This window comes from Chromobacterium sp. S0633, from assembly GCF_024158805.1.
Lineage (GTDB): Bacteria > Pseudomonadota > Gammaproteobacteria > Burkholderiales > Chromobacteriaceae > Chromobacterium.
This window is the reverse complement of the sequence record NZ_JAMZGH010000010.1, coordinates 14,366-28,918: the sequence shown is the minus strand read 5'-3', so window position 1 is coordinate 28,918 and position 14,553 is coordinate 14,366. Positions and strand designations below refer to the sequence as shown.

14 protein-coding genes are annotated in these 14,553 nt (G+C 65.6%); 13 read left to right on the top strand and 1 reads right to left on the bottom strand.

Annotated elements, in window-relative coordinates; translation table 11 throughout:
- The first annotated feature begins 90 nt into the window (after positions 1–90).
- The 12 genes from NK214_RS09240 (at position 91) to NK214_RS09185 (ending at position 10,724) form a co-directional block, all read left to right on the top strand.
- Positions 91–693, top strand: coding sequence for an HD family hydrolase (locus NK214_RS09240; RefSeq protein ID WP_107798297.1), 603 nt, complete (start codon positions 91–93; stop codon positions 691–693).
- A 111-nt stretch (positions 694–804) separates the two neighbouring features.
- The gene (gene hemG / locus NK214_RS09235; RefSeq protein WP_305883551.1) at positions 805–2,139 is read left to right on the top strand and encodes a protoporphyrinogen oxidase; all 1,335 of its coding nucleotides are present in this window, start codon (positions 805–807) and stop codon (positions 2,137–2,139) included.
- Between the two features lie 37 nt (positions 2,140–2,176).
- On the top strand, positions 2,177–2,911 hold the full coding sequence (locus NK214_RS09230) for an ABC transporter substrate-binding protein (protein ID WP_158274228.1): 735 nt from the start codon (positions 2,177–2,179) through the stop codon (positions 2,909–2,911).
- Between the two features lie 137 nt (positions 2,912–3,048).
- Positions 3,049–3,939: a glycine--tRNA ligase subunit alpha gene (gene glyQ, locus NK214_RS09225; RefSeq protein ID WP_107798300.1), complete on the top strand. Its 891-nt coding sequence runs from the start codon at positions 3,049–3,051 to the stop codon at positions 3,937–3,939.
- Positions 3,940–3,983: 44 nt separating this feature from the next.
- The gene (locus tag NK214_RS09220; RefSeq protein ID WP_227107127.1) at positions 3,984–4,409 is read left to right on the top strand and encodes a surface-adhesin E family protein; all 426 of its coding nucleotides are present in this window, start codon (positions 3,984–3,986) and stop codon (positions 4,407–4,409) included.
- 14 nt (positions 4,410–4,423) lie between these two features.
- Positions 4,424–6,484 (top strand): glycine--tRNA ligase subunit beta, encoded by a 2,061-nt coding sequence (gene glyS, locus NK214_RS09215; protein WP_253314293.1) that lies wholly within the window; start codon positions 4,424–4,426, stop codon positions 6,482–6,484.
- A gap of 48 nt (positions 6,485–6,532) precedes the next feature.
- On the top strand, positions 6,533–7,078 hold the full coding sequence (gene gmhB / locus NK214_RS09210) for a D-glycero-beta-D-manno-heptose 1,7-bisphosphate 7-phosphatase (RefSeq protein ID WP_019103520.1): 546 nt from the start codon (positions 6,533–6,535) through the stop codon (positions 7,076–7,078).
- 26 nt (positions 7,079–7,104) lie between these two features.
- The gene (locus NK214_RS09205; protein WP_235084178.1) at positions 7,105–7,881 is read left to right on the top strand and encodes a 1-acyl-sn-glycerol-3-phosphate acyltransferase; all 777 of its coding nucleotides are present in this window, start codon (positions 7,105–7,107) and stop codon (positions 7,879–7,881) included.
- Positions 7,841–8,551, top strand: a complete 711-nt coding sequence (locus NK214_RS09200; RefSeq protein WP_253314292.1) for a M48 family metallopeptidase — start codon at positions 7,841–7,843, stop codon at positions 8,549–8,551. The genes NK214_RS09205 and NK214_RS09200 overlap by 41 nt, the downstream gene beginning before the upstream one ends.
- A gap of 19 nt (positions 8,552–8,570) precedes the next feature.
- On the top strand, positions 8,571–8,951 hold the full coding sequence (gene gloA / locus NK214_RS09195) for a lactoylglutathione lyase (RefSeq protein ID WP_227108547.1): 381 nt from the start codon (positions 8,571–8,573) through the stop codon (positions 8,949–8,951).
- Positions 8,952–9,065: 114 nt separating this feature from the next.
- Entirely contained in the window at positions 9,066–9,314 is a 249-nt protein-coding gene (locus NK214_RS09190) for a hypothetical protein (RefSeq protein ID WP_253314291.1), read from the top strand.
- Positions 9,315–10,724: a sodium:proton antiporter gene (locus tag NK214_RS09185; protein WP_107798304.1), complete on the top strand. Its 1,410-nt coding sequence runs from the start codon at positions 9,315–9,317 to the stop codon at positions 10,722–10,724.
- 58 nt (positions 10,725–10,782) lie between these two features.
- Here the strand turns inward: NK214_RS09185 and NK214_RS09180 are convergent, their stop codons facing one another.
- Entirely contained in the window at positions 10,783–12,885 is a 2,103-nt protein-coding gene (locus NK214_RS09180) for a multicopper oxidase family protein (protein ID WP_253314290.1), read from the bottom strand.
- Between the two features lie 225 nt (positions 12,886–13,110).
- Between NK214_RS09180 and mpl the strand changes: the two genes are divergently transcribed.
- On the top strand, positions 13,111–14,490 hold the full coding sequence (mpl, locus tag NK214_RS09175; protein ID WP_253314289.1) for a UDP-N-acetylmuramate:L-alanyl-gamma-D-glutamyl-meso-diaminopimelate ligase: 1,380 nt from the start codon (positions 13,111–13,113) through the stop codon (positions 14,488–14,490).
- Positions 14,491–14,553: the final 63 nt, after the last annotated feature.

The following is a 14,553-nucleotide window of genomic DNA, read 5'->3' as shown; positions in this document are numbered from 1 at the left end:
AGAATTGAAATGGTTTTGATCGTTTTGGCATTGTCGGGCCGACCCTGGCGCTGAGCCGGAACGCGAGCCGCCGCATCCACAGGAGCCGTGATGACGAGTAATGCCGCCTTAAGCCAGAGCATCCAGTTTTTCCTTGAACTGGATAAATTGAAAGAAGTGATCCGCAAAAACTGGATCGCTTCGCAGCAGAGGCGGGAAAACTCCGCCGAGCACAGCTGGCAGGTGGCGATGCTCGCCATGGCCTTGCAGCCGCACGCCAACGAGCCGGTGGCGCTGGACCGAGTGGTCAGGCTCTTGCTGGTGCACGATGTCGGCGAAATCGTCGCCGGCGACGTCAGCGTATTCGACCGAGGAGAAGGCCCTGAGGAGAAAGAGGCCGAACGCGCCGGCGCGGCTCAGGTGTTCAACCTGCTGCCGCAGGCGCAGGCGGAGGAAATGTTGGCCTTGTGGGACGAGTTCGAACAAGGCTTTACCGCGGAGGCGCGTTTCGCCAATGCGATAGACCGGCTGGCGCCGGCCTTGTTGAACCTGCACTCCGACGGCAAGGGCTGGAAGGAGCAGCAGGTGCGCAAGTCCCAGGTGCTGGAGCGCGTGATGCCGGGGGTCAGGCAGGGCTGCCGCGCCGCGGCCGGATGGCTGGAACAGGCCTTGGAGCAGGCCGAGCAACGCGGCGTGTTCCCGCCGGAGGGCTAGGCCGGCGCGTCGGCTTGCGGCGGATCAATTGGCCGGCCGGCGTCTTGCCGCATACTGTCTTCCATCGAGGGCCGCCGCTGGGCGGCCTTTTGGCTTTGAGGGGGACGGGAAATGATTGCGGTGATCGGCGCGGGAATGTCCGGCCTGGCCTGCGCCTGGCAGTTGCGCCGGCGAGGCGTGGACGCGGTGGTGTACGAGGCGTCCGACCGGGTGGGCGGCAAGGTGCTGAGTCTGGACCTGGCGCCGGGCTTGATGGAGGCGGGGCCCAATACTTTGCTGGCGGATGAGGCCTTGTGGCAATGGCTGCTGGAGCTGGGACTGACGCCCTTGGCGCCGGCGGCGGGGCCGCAGCGGCGCTTCGTGCTGCGGCACGGCCATTACCGCGCCTTGCCCGACGGTCCCGCCTCCCTGTTGGCCGGCGGCTATTTCAGCCCGGGCGCCAAATGGCGGCTGTTGAGCGAGCCTTGGCGCCGCCCCGCCGAGCCGGACGCGTCGGAAACGGTGGCGGCCTTTTTTCGGCGCCGCTTGGGCGAGGAGGTGCTGGCCACCCTGGTGGACCCGTTCATCGGCGGCGTGTTCGCCGGCGATCCGGAAGAATTGCTGATGAGGGAATGCCTGCCCGCATTGGCGGCGGCGGAGCGGGAGGCGGGATCGCTGGCCTTGGGCATGTGGCGGCGCTGGCGGCGCGGCGAGACCCGGCGCAAGCGGATGTGCACGCTGGCGGGCGGGCTGTCCAGCCTGGCGGAGCGGCTGGCGAGAGATCTGGACGTGAGGCTGGGCTGTCCGGCGCTGGCGCTGGAACGCGCGGGCGAGGGCTGGCGTTTGTGGACGCCGCAGGGGCCGCAGCCGGCCAGCGCGGTGGTGCTGGCTTTGCCGGCGCCGCAGGCGGCGCGGCTGCTGGAACCCTGCGAGCCGGAATGGGCGCGGGCCTGCGCGGCGCTGCCCTATGCGCCGCTGACCGTGGTGGCCACCGTGGCGGCGGAGCGGACGCTGCGCCGGCCGCTGGAGGGTTTTGGCGGCTTGCATCCGGCCAGCGAGCAGGCTTTGGCCTTGGGGCATTTGATGTCCAGCCGGATTTATCCGCATACGGCGGCGCCCGGCTCGCGCTTGTTGACCAGCTTCATCGGCGGCCGTCGCCAGCCGGAGTTGGCCGCTTTGCCGGATCAGGCCTTGTTGCGGCGCTTGAACCTGGAGCTGGCGCGCCTGTTCGGGCTGGAGGGCGAACCCTTGAGCCAGCGCATCGTGCGTTGGCCGCAGGCGCTGCCGCAGGGCACGGCGGCGATGGCGGCCTTGCGGCCGCTGGCGGCGGCCGCGAGCGAGCGCGGCCTGCATGTCTGCGCCAACTGGCTGGACGGGGTGTCGCTGCCGGACTGTCTGGCCAAGGGGCGGGCGCTGGCAGATCGGCTGGCGGCGCAGGCTTTGCATTGCCGCGGATCCGGCATATAACAAATCGTCGCGGACAGCGGGACGAGAGGAGAGGCCGATGCGGGCGAGTCTAGGGATGACGGCTGCCGGGGCCTGTCTGCTGGCGGCGGGCGCGGCGGCGCAGGCCCCGATCAAACTGTGCGGGGTGGAGTGGCAGCCGTTCAGCTATGTGAAGAACGGCAAGGTGGATTCCGGCATCAGCCACGACGTGCTGCAAGAGGCCTTCCGCCGGATGAAGGTGCCGGTGACGATGGAGGCCGCGCCTTGGGAGCGTTGCCTGCGCGGCGTCAAGACCGGCGATTACGACGCGGTGATAGACAATGAAGTGGCCGCTCAGACGCCGCGTTTCAAGAACGTCTATTCCAGCTATCCGGTGGCCTTGTGCGTCAAGCGCGGCTCGCCGGTCAAATCCTTCGACTGGAAACTGGTGCAAGGCCAGGCGGTGGGCATGGTGCGCGGTTACACCTATACGCCGAAGATTCTGAACTATCCCAACTGGAAGCTGGAGCCGAGCAACGACGAGGATCAGCTGTACGCGATGCTGACCGGCGGCCATCGTCGGTTCGTCTTGTGCGATGTGTGGGGCGCCTCCCTGCGGCCGAACGTGGAGATCTTGCAGCCGGTGATAGACCGCACCGATCTGTCGCCCAATTTCAGCGCCCGGCAGGCGGCGCTGGCGGCCAGGCTGGACGCGACGATAGGCGATCTGATCCGCGACGGCAGCGTGGAGCGCATCTACGCCAAATACACCCAGCGCAAGTTCCGGGATATGGTGCCGGCGGCGGGCAAATGAGGGCGCCGCTGCGCGAGGCGGGCCGGCGCGAGGGCGTTTCGCCGGCCTTTTTGATTTGCCGCCAACGGCTTGGCTTTGCGCGGGGGGCGCTAGGCGGTAGAATCTGCCTTTGACTTTTCACTTTGCTTGCCACCTCTATGCTTACCTTCCAGGAAATCATCCTCACGCTCCAGCACTATTGGAACCGCCAGGGCTGCGCCTTGCTGCAGCCTTACGACACCGAAGTGGGCGCGGGGACTTCCCACACCGCCACCTTTCTGCGGGCGCTGGGGCCGGAGCCGTGGAACGCGGCCTATGTGCAGCCGTCGCGTCGACCCGCGGACGGTCGTTACGGCGAGAACCCCAACCGCCTGTTCCAGCATCATCAATTCCAGGTGGTGCTGAAGCCGGCTCCGTCCAATATCCAGGAACTGTATCTGGGTTCCTTGAAGGAGCTGGGCCTGGATCCGACGGTGCAGGATATCCGCTTCGTCGAGGACGACTGGGAAAACCCGACCCTGGGCGCCTGGGGCCTGGGCTGGGAAGTGTGGCTGAACGGTATGGAAGTGACCCAGTTCACCTACTTCCAGCAAGTGGGCGGCCTGGACTGCAAGCCGGTGCTGGGCGAGATCACCTACGGTCTGGAGCGTCTGGCCATGTATCTGCAGGGCGTGGAGAACGTCTACGACCTGATCTGGACCCATCTGCCGGACGGCCAGCCGGTCACGTACGGCAATGTGTTCTTCCAGAACGAAGTGGAGCAGTCCAAGTACGCGTTCGAACACAGCAACGTCGAGCTGCTGTTCCGCCAGTTCAACGACTACGAGGCCGAGGCCAAGTCGCTGCTGGAGGCCAGCCTGCCGCTGCCGGCCTACGAGATGATTCTCAAGGCCGGGCACACCTTCAACCTGCTGGACGCGCGCGGCGCGATCTCGGTGACCGAACGCGCCACCTATATCGGCCGCATCCGCACCCTGTCCCGCGGCGTGGCGCAGGCGTATTACGACGCCCGCGAAGCGCTGGGTTTCCCGATGTGCCGGCAGGCCTGAGCTTGGCTTGCCGCCCCGGCCGTTTCTTGACAGAGGGAATGCGCATGAAGGCCTTTTTCGCATGTCTGTGCGCCGCGCTGGCGCTGCCGGCGCAGGCCGAGCCCGCCGCCGACTGGGTGGCGTATCAGGACGGCAAGGCGCTGCAATTGGCGATAGACGGCAATTCGCTGTGGCTGGGGCAGGACGGGCTGGTGCACTTCGTCAACCAGGAACGGTTCGACAAGATCCAGTACGAGAAAAGCTACAAGCTGAAATTCAATATCCGCCGCAGCGTAGGCTACGCCGACTGCGGCAAGTACCAGTACGTGTTTGTCAGTTCCGATTATTTCGATCGCAACAACAAGCACCTGTTCTCAACCCTGTTTCCAGTGCCGCGTCACGCCTGGAAATGGCAGCCCGTGTATAACGGATCGGTCGCCGACGCCATGATGAAGGTGATCTGCGAAGCCGCCGGGGCCGCCAAGCGTTAAGTTTTAGAGTGAATATGAACCAGACATTGCTGATTGAGCTGCTCACCGAGGAGCTGCCGCCCAAAGCGTTGGAAAAGCTGGCCGCCAGCTTTGCCCAGACCATAGGCGACGAACTGAAAAAGATGCAGTTCGCGCCGGCCGACGCCGAAGCGACGGTCTACGCCTCGCCGCGCCGCCTGGCGGTGCAGCTGGCCGATGTGGCCGCCTTGCAGCCGGACCAGAAGATTAGCCGCAAGGGCCCGGCCGTGGCCGCCGGGATGAAAGACGGCCAGCCCACGCCGGCGCTGGCCGGTTTCGCCCGCTCCTGCGGCGTGGACGTGTCCGCGCTGTCCACGATGAGCGACGGCAAGCAGGACGTGTACGTCTACGAGAGCGTCAAGCAGGGTCAGCCGCTGGCCGCGGTGCTGGCCGACGTGGTGGCCTTGGCGCTGAAAAAGCTGCCGGCGCCCAAGCTGATGCGCTGGGGCAGCCTGGACGTGCAGTTCGTGCGTCCGGTGCACGGCCTGATCATGCTGCACGGCGACGCGGTGGTGCCGGGCGAGGTGCTGGGCCTGCACAGCGGCCAGCGCACCCGCGGCCATCGCTTCCTGTCCGAGGGCGAAGTGACCGTGGCCAACGCCGACGCCTACGCCCGCACCCTGCATGAGTCCGGCAAGGTGGTGGCCAGCTTCGACGCGCGCCGCGAACTGATCCGCCACAAGCTGGCCGAGGCCGCCGCCCGCCTGAACGCCACCATCGCCGCGCCGGAGGCCTTGTTCGACGAGGTGACCGGCCTGGTGGAATGGCCGGTGGTGCTGGAAGCCGGCTTCGAGGCCGAATTCCTGCGTGTGCCGCAGGAATGCCTGATCCTGACCATGCAGCAGAACCAGAAATACTTCCCGCTGCTGGACGCGTCCGGCAAGCTGATGAACCGCTTCCTGCTGGTGTCCAATCTGGAAACCGCGGATCCGTCCTTCATCGTCGGCGGCAACGAGCGCGTGCTGCGCGCGCGCCTGTCCGACGCCAAGTTCTTCTTCGAACAGGACCAGAAGGCGCGGCTGGACAGCCGGCTGCCGCGTCTGGCCAATGTGGTCTACCACAATAAGATCGGTTCGCAGCTGGAGCGCGTGGAGCGCTTGCAGAGCATCGCCGGCGCCATCGCCCATGAGCTGGGCGCCGACGCCGCGCTGGCCGCCCGCGCCGCCTATCTGGCCAAGGCCGACCTGGTGTCCGGCATGGTGGGCGAATTCCCCGAGCTGCAGGGCGTGATGGGCATGTATTACGCCCAGTTCGACGGCGAGCACGCCGAAGTGGCCGCCGCCATCGAAGGCCATTACCACCCGCGTTTCGCCGGCGACACGCTGCCGGAAGGCAAGATCGCCACCGCGGTGGCGTTGGCGGACAAGCTGGAAACCATCGTCGGCATCTGGGGCATAGGCCTGATCCCCACCGGCGACAAGGATCCGTTCGCCCTGCGCCGCGCCGCTCTGGGCGTGGTGCGCATGGCGCTGGACGCGGATTTGGACCTGAAGGCGCTGCTGAACATCGTCGCCGCGGCCTTCCCGGCCGGCAAGCTGTCCGCCAGCGTGGCCGACGAGGTGTTCGGCTTCATGATGGACCGCCTGAAGAACTTCCTCGCCGCCGATTACAAGGGCGACGAGATCGACGCGGTGCTGGCGCTATCGCCCAGCCGGCTGGCGGAAGTGCGCGCGGTCTTGTCCGCCGTGGCCGCTTTCAAAGCGCTGCCGGAAGCGGCCGCGCTGGCCGCCGCCAACAAACGGGTGAAGAACATCCTGAAGAAGGTGGAAGGCGAAGTGGGCGCGGTGAATCCGGCGCTGTTGGGCGAAGCGGCCGAGCAGGCGTTGTTCGCCGCCGTCGAGCAGTTGGCGCCGCAGGTGGACGATAAGTTCGCCGCCCGCGACTTCGCCGCCGCGCTGACTCAGCTGGCCTCGCTGCGCGCGCCGGTGGACGCCTTCTTCGACGGCGTGATGGTGATGGCGGACGACGCCGCGGTGCGCAACAACCGCATCGCCTTGCTGGCGCGTCTGGCCGGCTTGTTCAACCGCGTGGCGGACATCTCGCTGCTGGCGGAGTAATCCGATGGGGCGGCCGTGGCCGCCCCGGCGCTCTGGACGGGGAAAACCGTGAAACTAGTGATACTCGACCGCGACGGCGTGATCAACGAAGACCGCGACGATTTCGTCAAATCGCCGGCGGAATGGGTGCCGATCGAACACAGCCTGGAGGCGATCGCCAATCTGACCCAGTCCGGTTGGCGCGTGGTGGTGGCCACCAATCAATCCGGCATCGGCCGCGGCCTGTTCGACATGCAGGCGCTCAACGCCATGCACGAGAAGATGCATAGGCTGGTGGGCCAGGCCGGCGGCCGCATCGACGCGGTGCTGTTCTGTCCGCACGGCCCCAGCGCTGGCTGCGACTGTCGCAAGCCGCTGCCGGGCATGGTGTTGGAGATCGCGGAGCGCTTCAATGTGAAGCTGGACGGTTTGCCGCTGATCGGCGACAGCCGGCGCGATCTGGAGTCGGTGGCGGCGGTGGGCGGCCTGCCCATCCTGGTCAAGACCGGCAAGGGCGCCAAGACGCTGGCCGACGGCGAACTGCCGGCCGGCACCCTGGTGTTCGACGATTTGTACGACGCCGCGGAATATCTGATCGATTCCCGCGAACGTTGATTTCAGAAAAGGATAGTGTTCCAAGCATGCTGAGTTTATGGCTTCGTAACCTGCTGTACTGGCTGGTGCTGATGATCGTCACGCCGCTCTTCTTCTTCCTGCTGCTGCTGTCCGCGCCGCTGCCGCGCCGCGCGCGCCATGTGTTCGGCGTCAGCTGGGCCTTGAGCCTGCTGTGGATGCTGGAGCACGTGATCGGCCTGAAATACAAGGTGCTGGGCGCGGACAACCTGCCTGAGCAGCCGTCGGTGATCTGTTCCAAGCACCAGTCCGGCTGGGAAACGCTGGCCTTGCAGAAGATCTTTCCGTGGCAGGTGTACGTGGCCAAGCGCGAATTGACCTGGATTCCGGTGTTCGGCTGGGGCCTGGTGCTGATGAACCCCATCATCATCAACCGCTCCGACCGCGCCAACGCCAACCAGCGCCTGCTGGAGCAGGGGCTGGAGCGCAAACGCCACCGCTTCTGGATCACGGTATTCCCGGAAGGCACCCGCACCAAGCCGGGCGTGGCGGGCAAATACAAGCTGGGCGCGGCGCGCATGGCCAAGCAGTTCGACATGCCGCTGGTGCCGGTGGCGCACAACGCCGGCGAATTCTGGCCGCGCAACGCCTTCCTGAAATACCCCGGCGAGATCACCGTGGTGGTGGGCAAGCCCATCGTGCCGAGCGAAGAGCTGGGGCCCGAGGCGATGATGAAGGAAGCCGAGCAGTGGATCGAGGCGCGCCAGCGCGAGATCGGCGGCGTCGGCCCGTTCGCGGACGCGGATGAAAAGCGCAAACGTCTGGCTGCGTCTGCCGCTGCCTGACGGCGAGGTGGACGTGGTGCTGACCCGGCGCCCGCGCAAAAGCGTGGGCATACGGGTCAGCGCGGGCAGGGTGGAGCTGGTCGCGCATCCGGCGGTCAGCGCCGCCCGCCTGCGCGAAGTGCTGTTGGAGCGCCGCGACTGGATCGCCGGCCATGTGGCGCGGCAAAGGCAGGCGCGGCGACAAGCCGAGGATCTCAGCCAACTGAGTTGGCAGGGCCAGGCTCTGCCCATCGTGCTGGCGGCCGGCGTGCGGCGCACGGCCAGGCTGTCGGCGGAGGGCTTGATTGTTACCGGTATCGTCGAGGGCGACGCGGCCGCTTTGAAGCTGGCGGTATGCCGTTTCTTCAAACGTGAGGCGGCCTTGCGTTTTCCGGCGCGGATGGAGGCACTGGCGCGCGCCTGCCGGCGCCGGCCCAGCGGCCTGCAGCTGTCATCGGCGCGCACGCGCTGGGGCAGTTGCACCGCGGCCGGGGTGATCCGGCTGAACTGGCGCTTGCTGCAGGCGCCGCCGGCGGTGCTGGATTACGTGATCGCCCATGAGCTGGCCCATCTGGAACACATGAACCATTCACCGGCGTTCTGGGCGGAGACCGCGCGCCTGTACCCGGACTGGCAGGCGGCGCGGCGCTGGTTGAAGCTGCACGGCGCCGGGCTGTTCCATTTTGATTGATGAATTAAGGAGAGTGATGATGCGTTTACTGCACACCATGCTGCGAGTGGGCAATCTGGAGCGCTCGCTGGCGTTTTACCAGGAAGTGCTCGATATGAAATTGCTGCGTCGCCAGGATTATCCGGACGGCCGCTTCACCCTGGCCTTTGTCGGCTACGGCGCGGAAGAAGAGCAGACAGTGCTGGAGCTGACCCACAACTGGGACACCGACTCCTACGAGTTGGGCAACGCTTACGGCCACATCGCCATCGAAGTGCCGGACGCTTACGCCGCCTGTGACATGGTGCGCGCCAAGGGCGGCAAGGTGACGCGCGAAGCCGGTCCGATGAAGCACGGCACCACGGTGATCGCCTTCGTCGAAGACCCGGACGGCTACAAGATCGAATTCATCCAGCGCTGAGGCGTTCGTCTCCGCAGACAAGGCCGACGGCGTAGCGCCGCCGGCCTTGTTTCATCAAATGCTTAATTAGCGTGGCAATCGCGCAAAAACACTTGCTTCCGATACCGGTTTTCCTTGTCCGGACTGCCCGAGTTATGGGACGATGTAACGCTTTGTAACCGTTTGGGCCTAAATCAAGCGCGCCGCTTCCGCGCCGCGCGGATGCATGCCGGCCTGACTGGGAAGCGTCAGCGCAAGGGCATCCGGCTGCTCTTGCGCTTCAACAATATCGCCGGAATCCATACTTTGCATAGCCTGTCCAAGCTCGTCTTGAAGCAGGCGATGGCGCTTTTATCAATGGGCGTCATGCCCTCGGGAAGATAAATGACCAAAACACTCTTGAGCGCCGCCGCGCTGGCCCTGCTGCCGGCGCTGGCGCAAGCCGCCGAACTGGACGGCGCCACGCTGAGCCTGGCCTGGGGGCTGCCGTTCGCCGGCATTCTGCTGTCCATCGCGCTGTTCCCCATATTCGCGCCAGGCATCTGGCACCATCACTTCGGCAAGATCACCGCGGTGTGGACCGTGCTGTTCCTGGCGCCCTTCGCCGTGTCTTACGGCCTGGGCACTTCGACGGCGCTGATCGTCCACGCGCTGTTCGGCGAATACATACCCTTCATCGTGCTGCTGTTCTCGCTGTACACCGTGTCCGGCGGCATCCTGGTGTGGGGCTCCTTGCACGGTTCGCCCAAACTCAACACCGCCATTCTGGCGATAGGCACGGCGCTGGCCTCCATCATGGGCACCACCGGCGCGGCGATGCTGCTGATCCGCCCCCTGCTGCGCGCCAACGAGAAGCGCAAGCACAATGTGCACGTGGTGGTGTTCTTCATCTTCCTGGTGGCCAATATCGGCGGCGGTCTGACCCCGCTGGGCGACCCGCCGCTGTTCCTGGGCTTCCTCAAAGGCGTCAGCTTCGGCTGGACGGTGCAGCATATGGCGCTGCCGGTGTTGGTGTTGTCGCTGGCGCTGCTGGCCATTTTCTACGCGCTGGACAGCTATTTCTTCAAGAAGGAAGCGCAGGCGGGCGCGCTGCCGGAAATCGACCGTTCCAAGGACAAGCCGATCAAGCTGCACGGCAAGCGCAATCTCTTCCTGCTGGCCGGCATCGTCGGCGCGGTGCTGATGTCCGGCGTCTGGAAGCCGGGCGTGGTGTTCGACATCATGGGCACCCCTGTGGAGTTGCAGAACATCGTCCGCGATCTGGCGCTGATCGGCCTGGCCTTCGCTTCGCTGTGGATCACGCCCAAGCAGGTGCGCGCCGGCAATGAATTCAACTGGGATCCCATCCTGGAAGTGGGCAAGCTGTTCGCCGGCATCTTCATCACCATCGGTCCGGTGATCGCCATCCTGCGAGCCGGCGCCGACGGCCACCTGGCCGGCCTGGTGCACATGGTGTCCGACGCCAACGGCCAGCCGGTCAACGCGATGTATTTCTGGATGACCGGCATCCTGTCCAGCTTCCTGGACAATGCGCCCACCTATCTGGTGTTCTTCAACCTGGCCCACGGCGACGCCCAAGTGCTGATGGGGCCGATGGCGGACACTCTGCTGGCGATCTCCATGGGCGCGGTGTTCATGGGCGCCAACACCTATATCGGCAATGCGCCCAACTTCATGGTCAAGGCCATCGCCGAGCACCGCCATGTGAAGATGCCGAGCTTCTTCGGCTATCTGGGTTGGTCCTGCGTCATCTTGCTGCCGCTGTTCGTGCTGATGACGCTGATTTTCTTCTGAGTCGGCCGTCCTTCGGTAAAAAAGCCCGCTGTCGCGGGCTTTTTTCATGGCGGGCCGGTCAATGATGGCCGAGGGCGGTGCCGCCCCTGCCGTCCGGCAGCGCGATGCGAATATTCTGCATCATGCCCTGGTCCTCGTGATCCAGGATATGGCAATGCAGCACGAAGTCGCCGATATAGCGCTGATAGCGGGTGCGGATGGTGATGGTGTAGCGGCCGGCCGCGGCAATTTTCGGATCATTGCTGGCTTCGATGTTTTTCACCCATAAAGTGTCTTTCCAGACGTTTCTCAGGCCGCTGTATTGCGTATCGCCCGGGTCCATCGAATCCGGCGCGCCTTCCGCGCTAATGTCCTTGCCCTTGGGGTCTACTATCTTGACGATCTGGAACGGGTTGACGTGGATATGGTAGGGGTGGCTGACGAAGTCGGAGCGCAGCGTCCACTCGTCCACGCCGCCCAGCTTCAGGGTGCGGTCTATGCGTTCGCCGGCATAGGGTTTGCCGTCCACCTGGAAGAAGGCGGCGCCGGGTTGGGATACGTCGATGTTGAACGTCAGCGTCTGGGTTCCCGTCACTTCCTGAGGGCTTATGTCCGGATGCGGCACAAAGCTGCTCAGCTTCATCCCGTTGCGCAGTTCCGCGCTGACCTTGGTGGCGACGGCGGGCGGGAAGTGGGCGCGGGCGGCGCCGATCAACACCTCCTGCAACGGACGCGAAGCCTGGCCGGGCGCAACGTCCACCACGCCCAGCAAGCGGGCCGACGGCGCCGAGCGGTCTATGGTGCTGCTGACCTTGACGTCGTTGATCAGGCAGTATTTGCCGGCGTTGGGGAAGGACACCAGAGCGTCCCAGCGATAGCCGGGCTGGAACACCACGCTCTTGCGGGTTTGCACCTTGCCCATGGTCAGGCCGTCTGCGGCGATCAAGGGCAGGTCCAGCTCCGTGCCGCTGCTGCAATAGCGGGCGACGTAATCGTCCATCTGCCTGGCGAACAGGCCGGCCAGCGGCGGCGCATTGTCGCTGAGGCGGCGCAGTTTCAGGTTGATGGTGTCGCGCACGCCGGCGTGCACCATTCTCCAGCGTTCCACGTCGCCGGCCCGCGCCTGGGCCATCTTGCCCAAGACCACGCCGTTGATGCTGGTGTAGCGGCCGGACTCTTGCCAGGTCTTGGGGCCGAACTGGTCGTAGCCTTCTATGCCGCCCACGTCGTCGCCGTCGCAGCGATAGCGTTGGTCCTCCTCATTGGGCGGGGTGGCGGTGTTGCCGTAGGTCTTGATCATGCCCTTGTATTGTCCGGTCTTGAAGCGGCAGGCGTACTGGATCTGCTGAAACACCAGCACCCGTTCGCGGAAGTTGACCCCGGCATAGGGCCGCAGCAGGGTGTCGATGTCGCCGTTCTGTTGCTGGGTGGGTTGCCGCGTGCCGCGTACGATCAGCGCGCCGGCCATGCCGCTGGACACTTGCAGCGCGGTGGAGCCGTGGCGATGGGTGTGATACCAGAAGGTGCCGGCCGGGTGATCGGGCGGAATGTTGTACTCGTACTGGAAGCTGACGCCGGGATTGATGGAGATCAGCACATTGTCGCTATTGCCCGCCGGATTGATCCAGAGCCCGTGGGTATGCAGATTGGTGCCGTTGAAACAATGGGGCTGGTTGCCGCTGCCGCCCTGGTCGGTACAGCTGGGGTCGCGGATGGGTTTGCCGTCGGCGTCGCGGTTCAGCTTGTTGTTCAGGCCGATGCGCACGGTTTGTCCGGGGTAGACCTCGATCAGCGGGGCGATGAAGGGCGTGGCGCTGGGCTGAGAGGATGCCGGCGTTGCGACCGGGCTGAGCGCGCCGGGCAGGTAGCTGCGCAGTGCGACCTTGTCGTAATGGATCTGCCCGGGGCGTTCCAGCGAAGGATTGCGAATCCAGCCGTAGCGATAGCGGATGTCCAGATCGTAGGCGACTTCGCGCGGGGCGGCCTGCGGCTGGTCAAGCTCCAGCGGCGCGCGGAGCAGGGCGGCGGTATTGAGCGCGCCGGCGGGCTGAGCGGTCGGGATAGCCAGCAGCCGCGGCGGGTTGTCTATCTGCGGGAGGTCTTCGCCATGGCCGGGCGCCGCGAGCAGCAGCGCGGCGAGGCCCAGCGGAAAGGGAGCGAAGCGAGCTTTGAGCATATTCATCTTGGTCTCCGAATTGGCGTGTTTGCCCATGAACAGTTGCAGGGCGGCCAATTCAGCCTAGTTCTAGATTGACGCCGTTTAAGCTGAATGTCATGTTTTGTCGGACGGGCCTGATCCGAAGGACAGGCGCGGCCGGCCGCGCCCCGGCTGGCGAGCCTGGATGTCGGCGGCGGCCGCTTTCCGGTATGCTTGCCGTTTTGCCGTTTCAATACGCTGAACCGAACTATGCACATCCATATCCTGGGCATTTGCGGCACCTTCATGGGGGGCATCGCCGCTATCGCCAAACAGGCCGGTCACAAGGTCACCGGCTGCGACGCCAATGTTTACCCGCCGATGAGCACCCAGCTGGAAGCCATTGGCATCGAGCTGATTCAGGGCTTCGGCGCGGAGCAGGCCGATATCGGCGCGGACATCTTCGTGGTGGGCAATGTGGTGACGCGCGGCAAGCCGCTGATGGAGGAAATCCTCAACCGCGGGCTGCCGTATATTTCCGGCCCGCAGTGGCTGGCGGAAAACGTGCTCAAGGATTTGTGGGTGCTGGCGGTGGCCGGCACTCACGGCAAGACCACCACCAGCTCGATGCTGGCCTGGATACTGGAGGATGCCGGCCTGGCGCCGGGCTTCTTGATCGGCGGTATTCCGCAGAACTTCGGCGTGTCGGCGCGCCTGCCCGGCGCGCCGCGCCAGGACGCGGCCAGCGTCAGCCCCTTCTTTGTGATCGAGGCCGACGAATACGATACCGCCTTCTTCGACAAGCGCTCCAAATTCGTTCATTACCGGCCGCGCACCGCGGTGCTGAACAATCTGGAGTTCGACCACGCCGACATCTTCGCCGACCTGGCGGCGATAGAAACCCAGTTTCATCACCTGGTGCGCACGGTGCCGGGCCAGGGCCTGATCGTCAGCAACGGCCGCGAGGCCAGCCTGGATCGAGTGCTGGAGCGCGGCTGCTGGACGCCGGTGGAGCGCTTCGGCGCGGACGCCGGCTGGCAGCTGGGCGTGGCGGAGGCCAACGGCCACTTCGACGTGCTGCTCGACGGCCGGCTTCAGGGCCGGGTGCGCTGGGATCTGATGGGCGAACACAATCGTCTGAACGCGCTGGCGGCGATTGCCGCCGCCCGCCATGTCGGCGTGGCGGTGAGCAGCGCCATCGACGCGCTGTCGCGCTTCCAGAACGTCAAGCGGCGTATGGAAGTGCGCGGCGTGGCGGCCGGCGTCACGGTGTACGACGACTTCGCCCATCATCCCACCGCCATCGCCACCACCCTGGCCGGCTTGCGTCACAAGGTGGGCGGCGAGCGCATCTTGGCGGTGCTGGAGCCGCGCTCCAACACCATGAAGCTGGGCACGATGAAGGCGGCGCTGCCGGCCTCTCTGGCCGACGCCGATCTGGTGTTCTGCTCCGCCGCCAATCTGGGCTGGAATCCCGGCGAGGCCTTGGCCGAGCTGGGCGAGCGCGCGCAGACCTTCAACGATTTCGACGCGTTGCTGCAAGCGGTGGCCGCCGCGGCCCGCCCCGGCGACCATGTGCTGGTGATGAGCAACGGCGGCTTCGGCGGCATTCACCAGAAGCTGCTGGAGCAACTGGCCGCGTGCGGCTGAGCGTGGGGCGCGGGCAAGAAAAAAGGGGGCCGCTTGGCCCCCTTTGACTTGTCTGAACGAGCT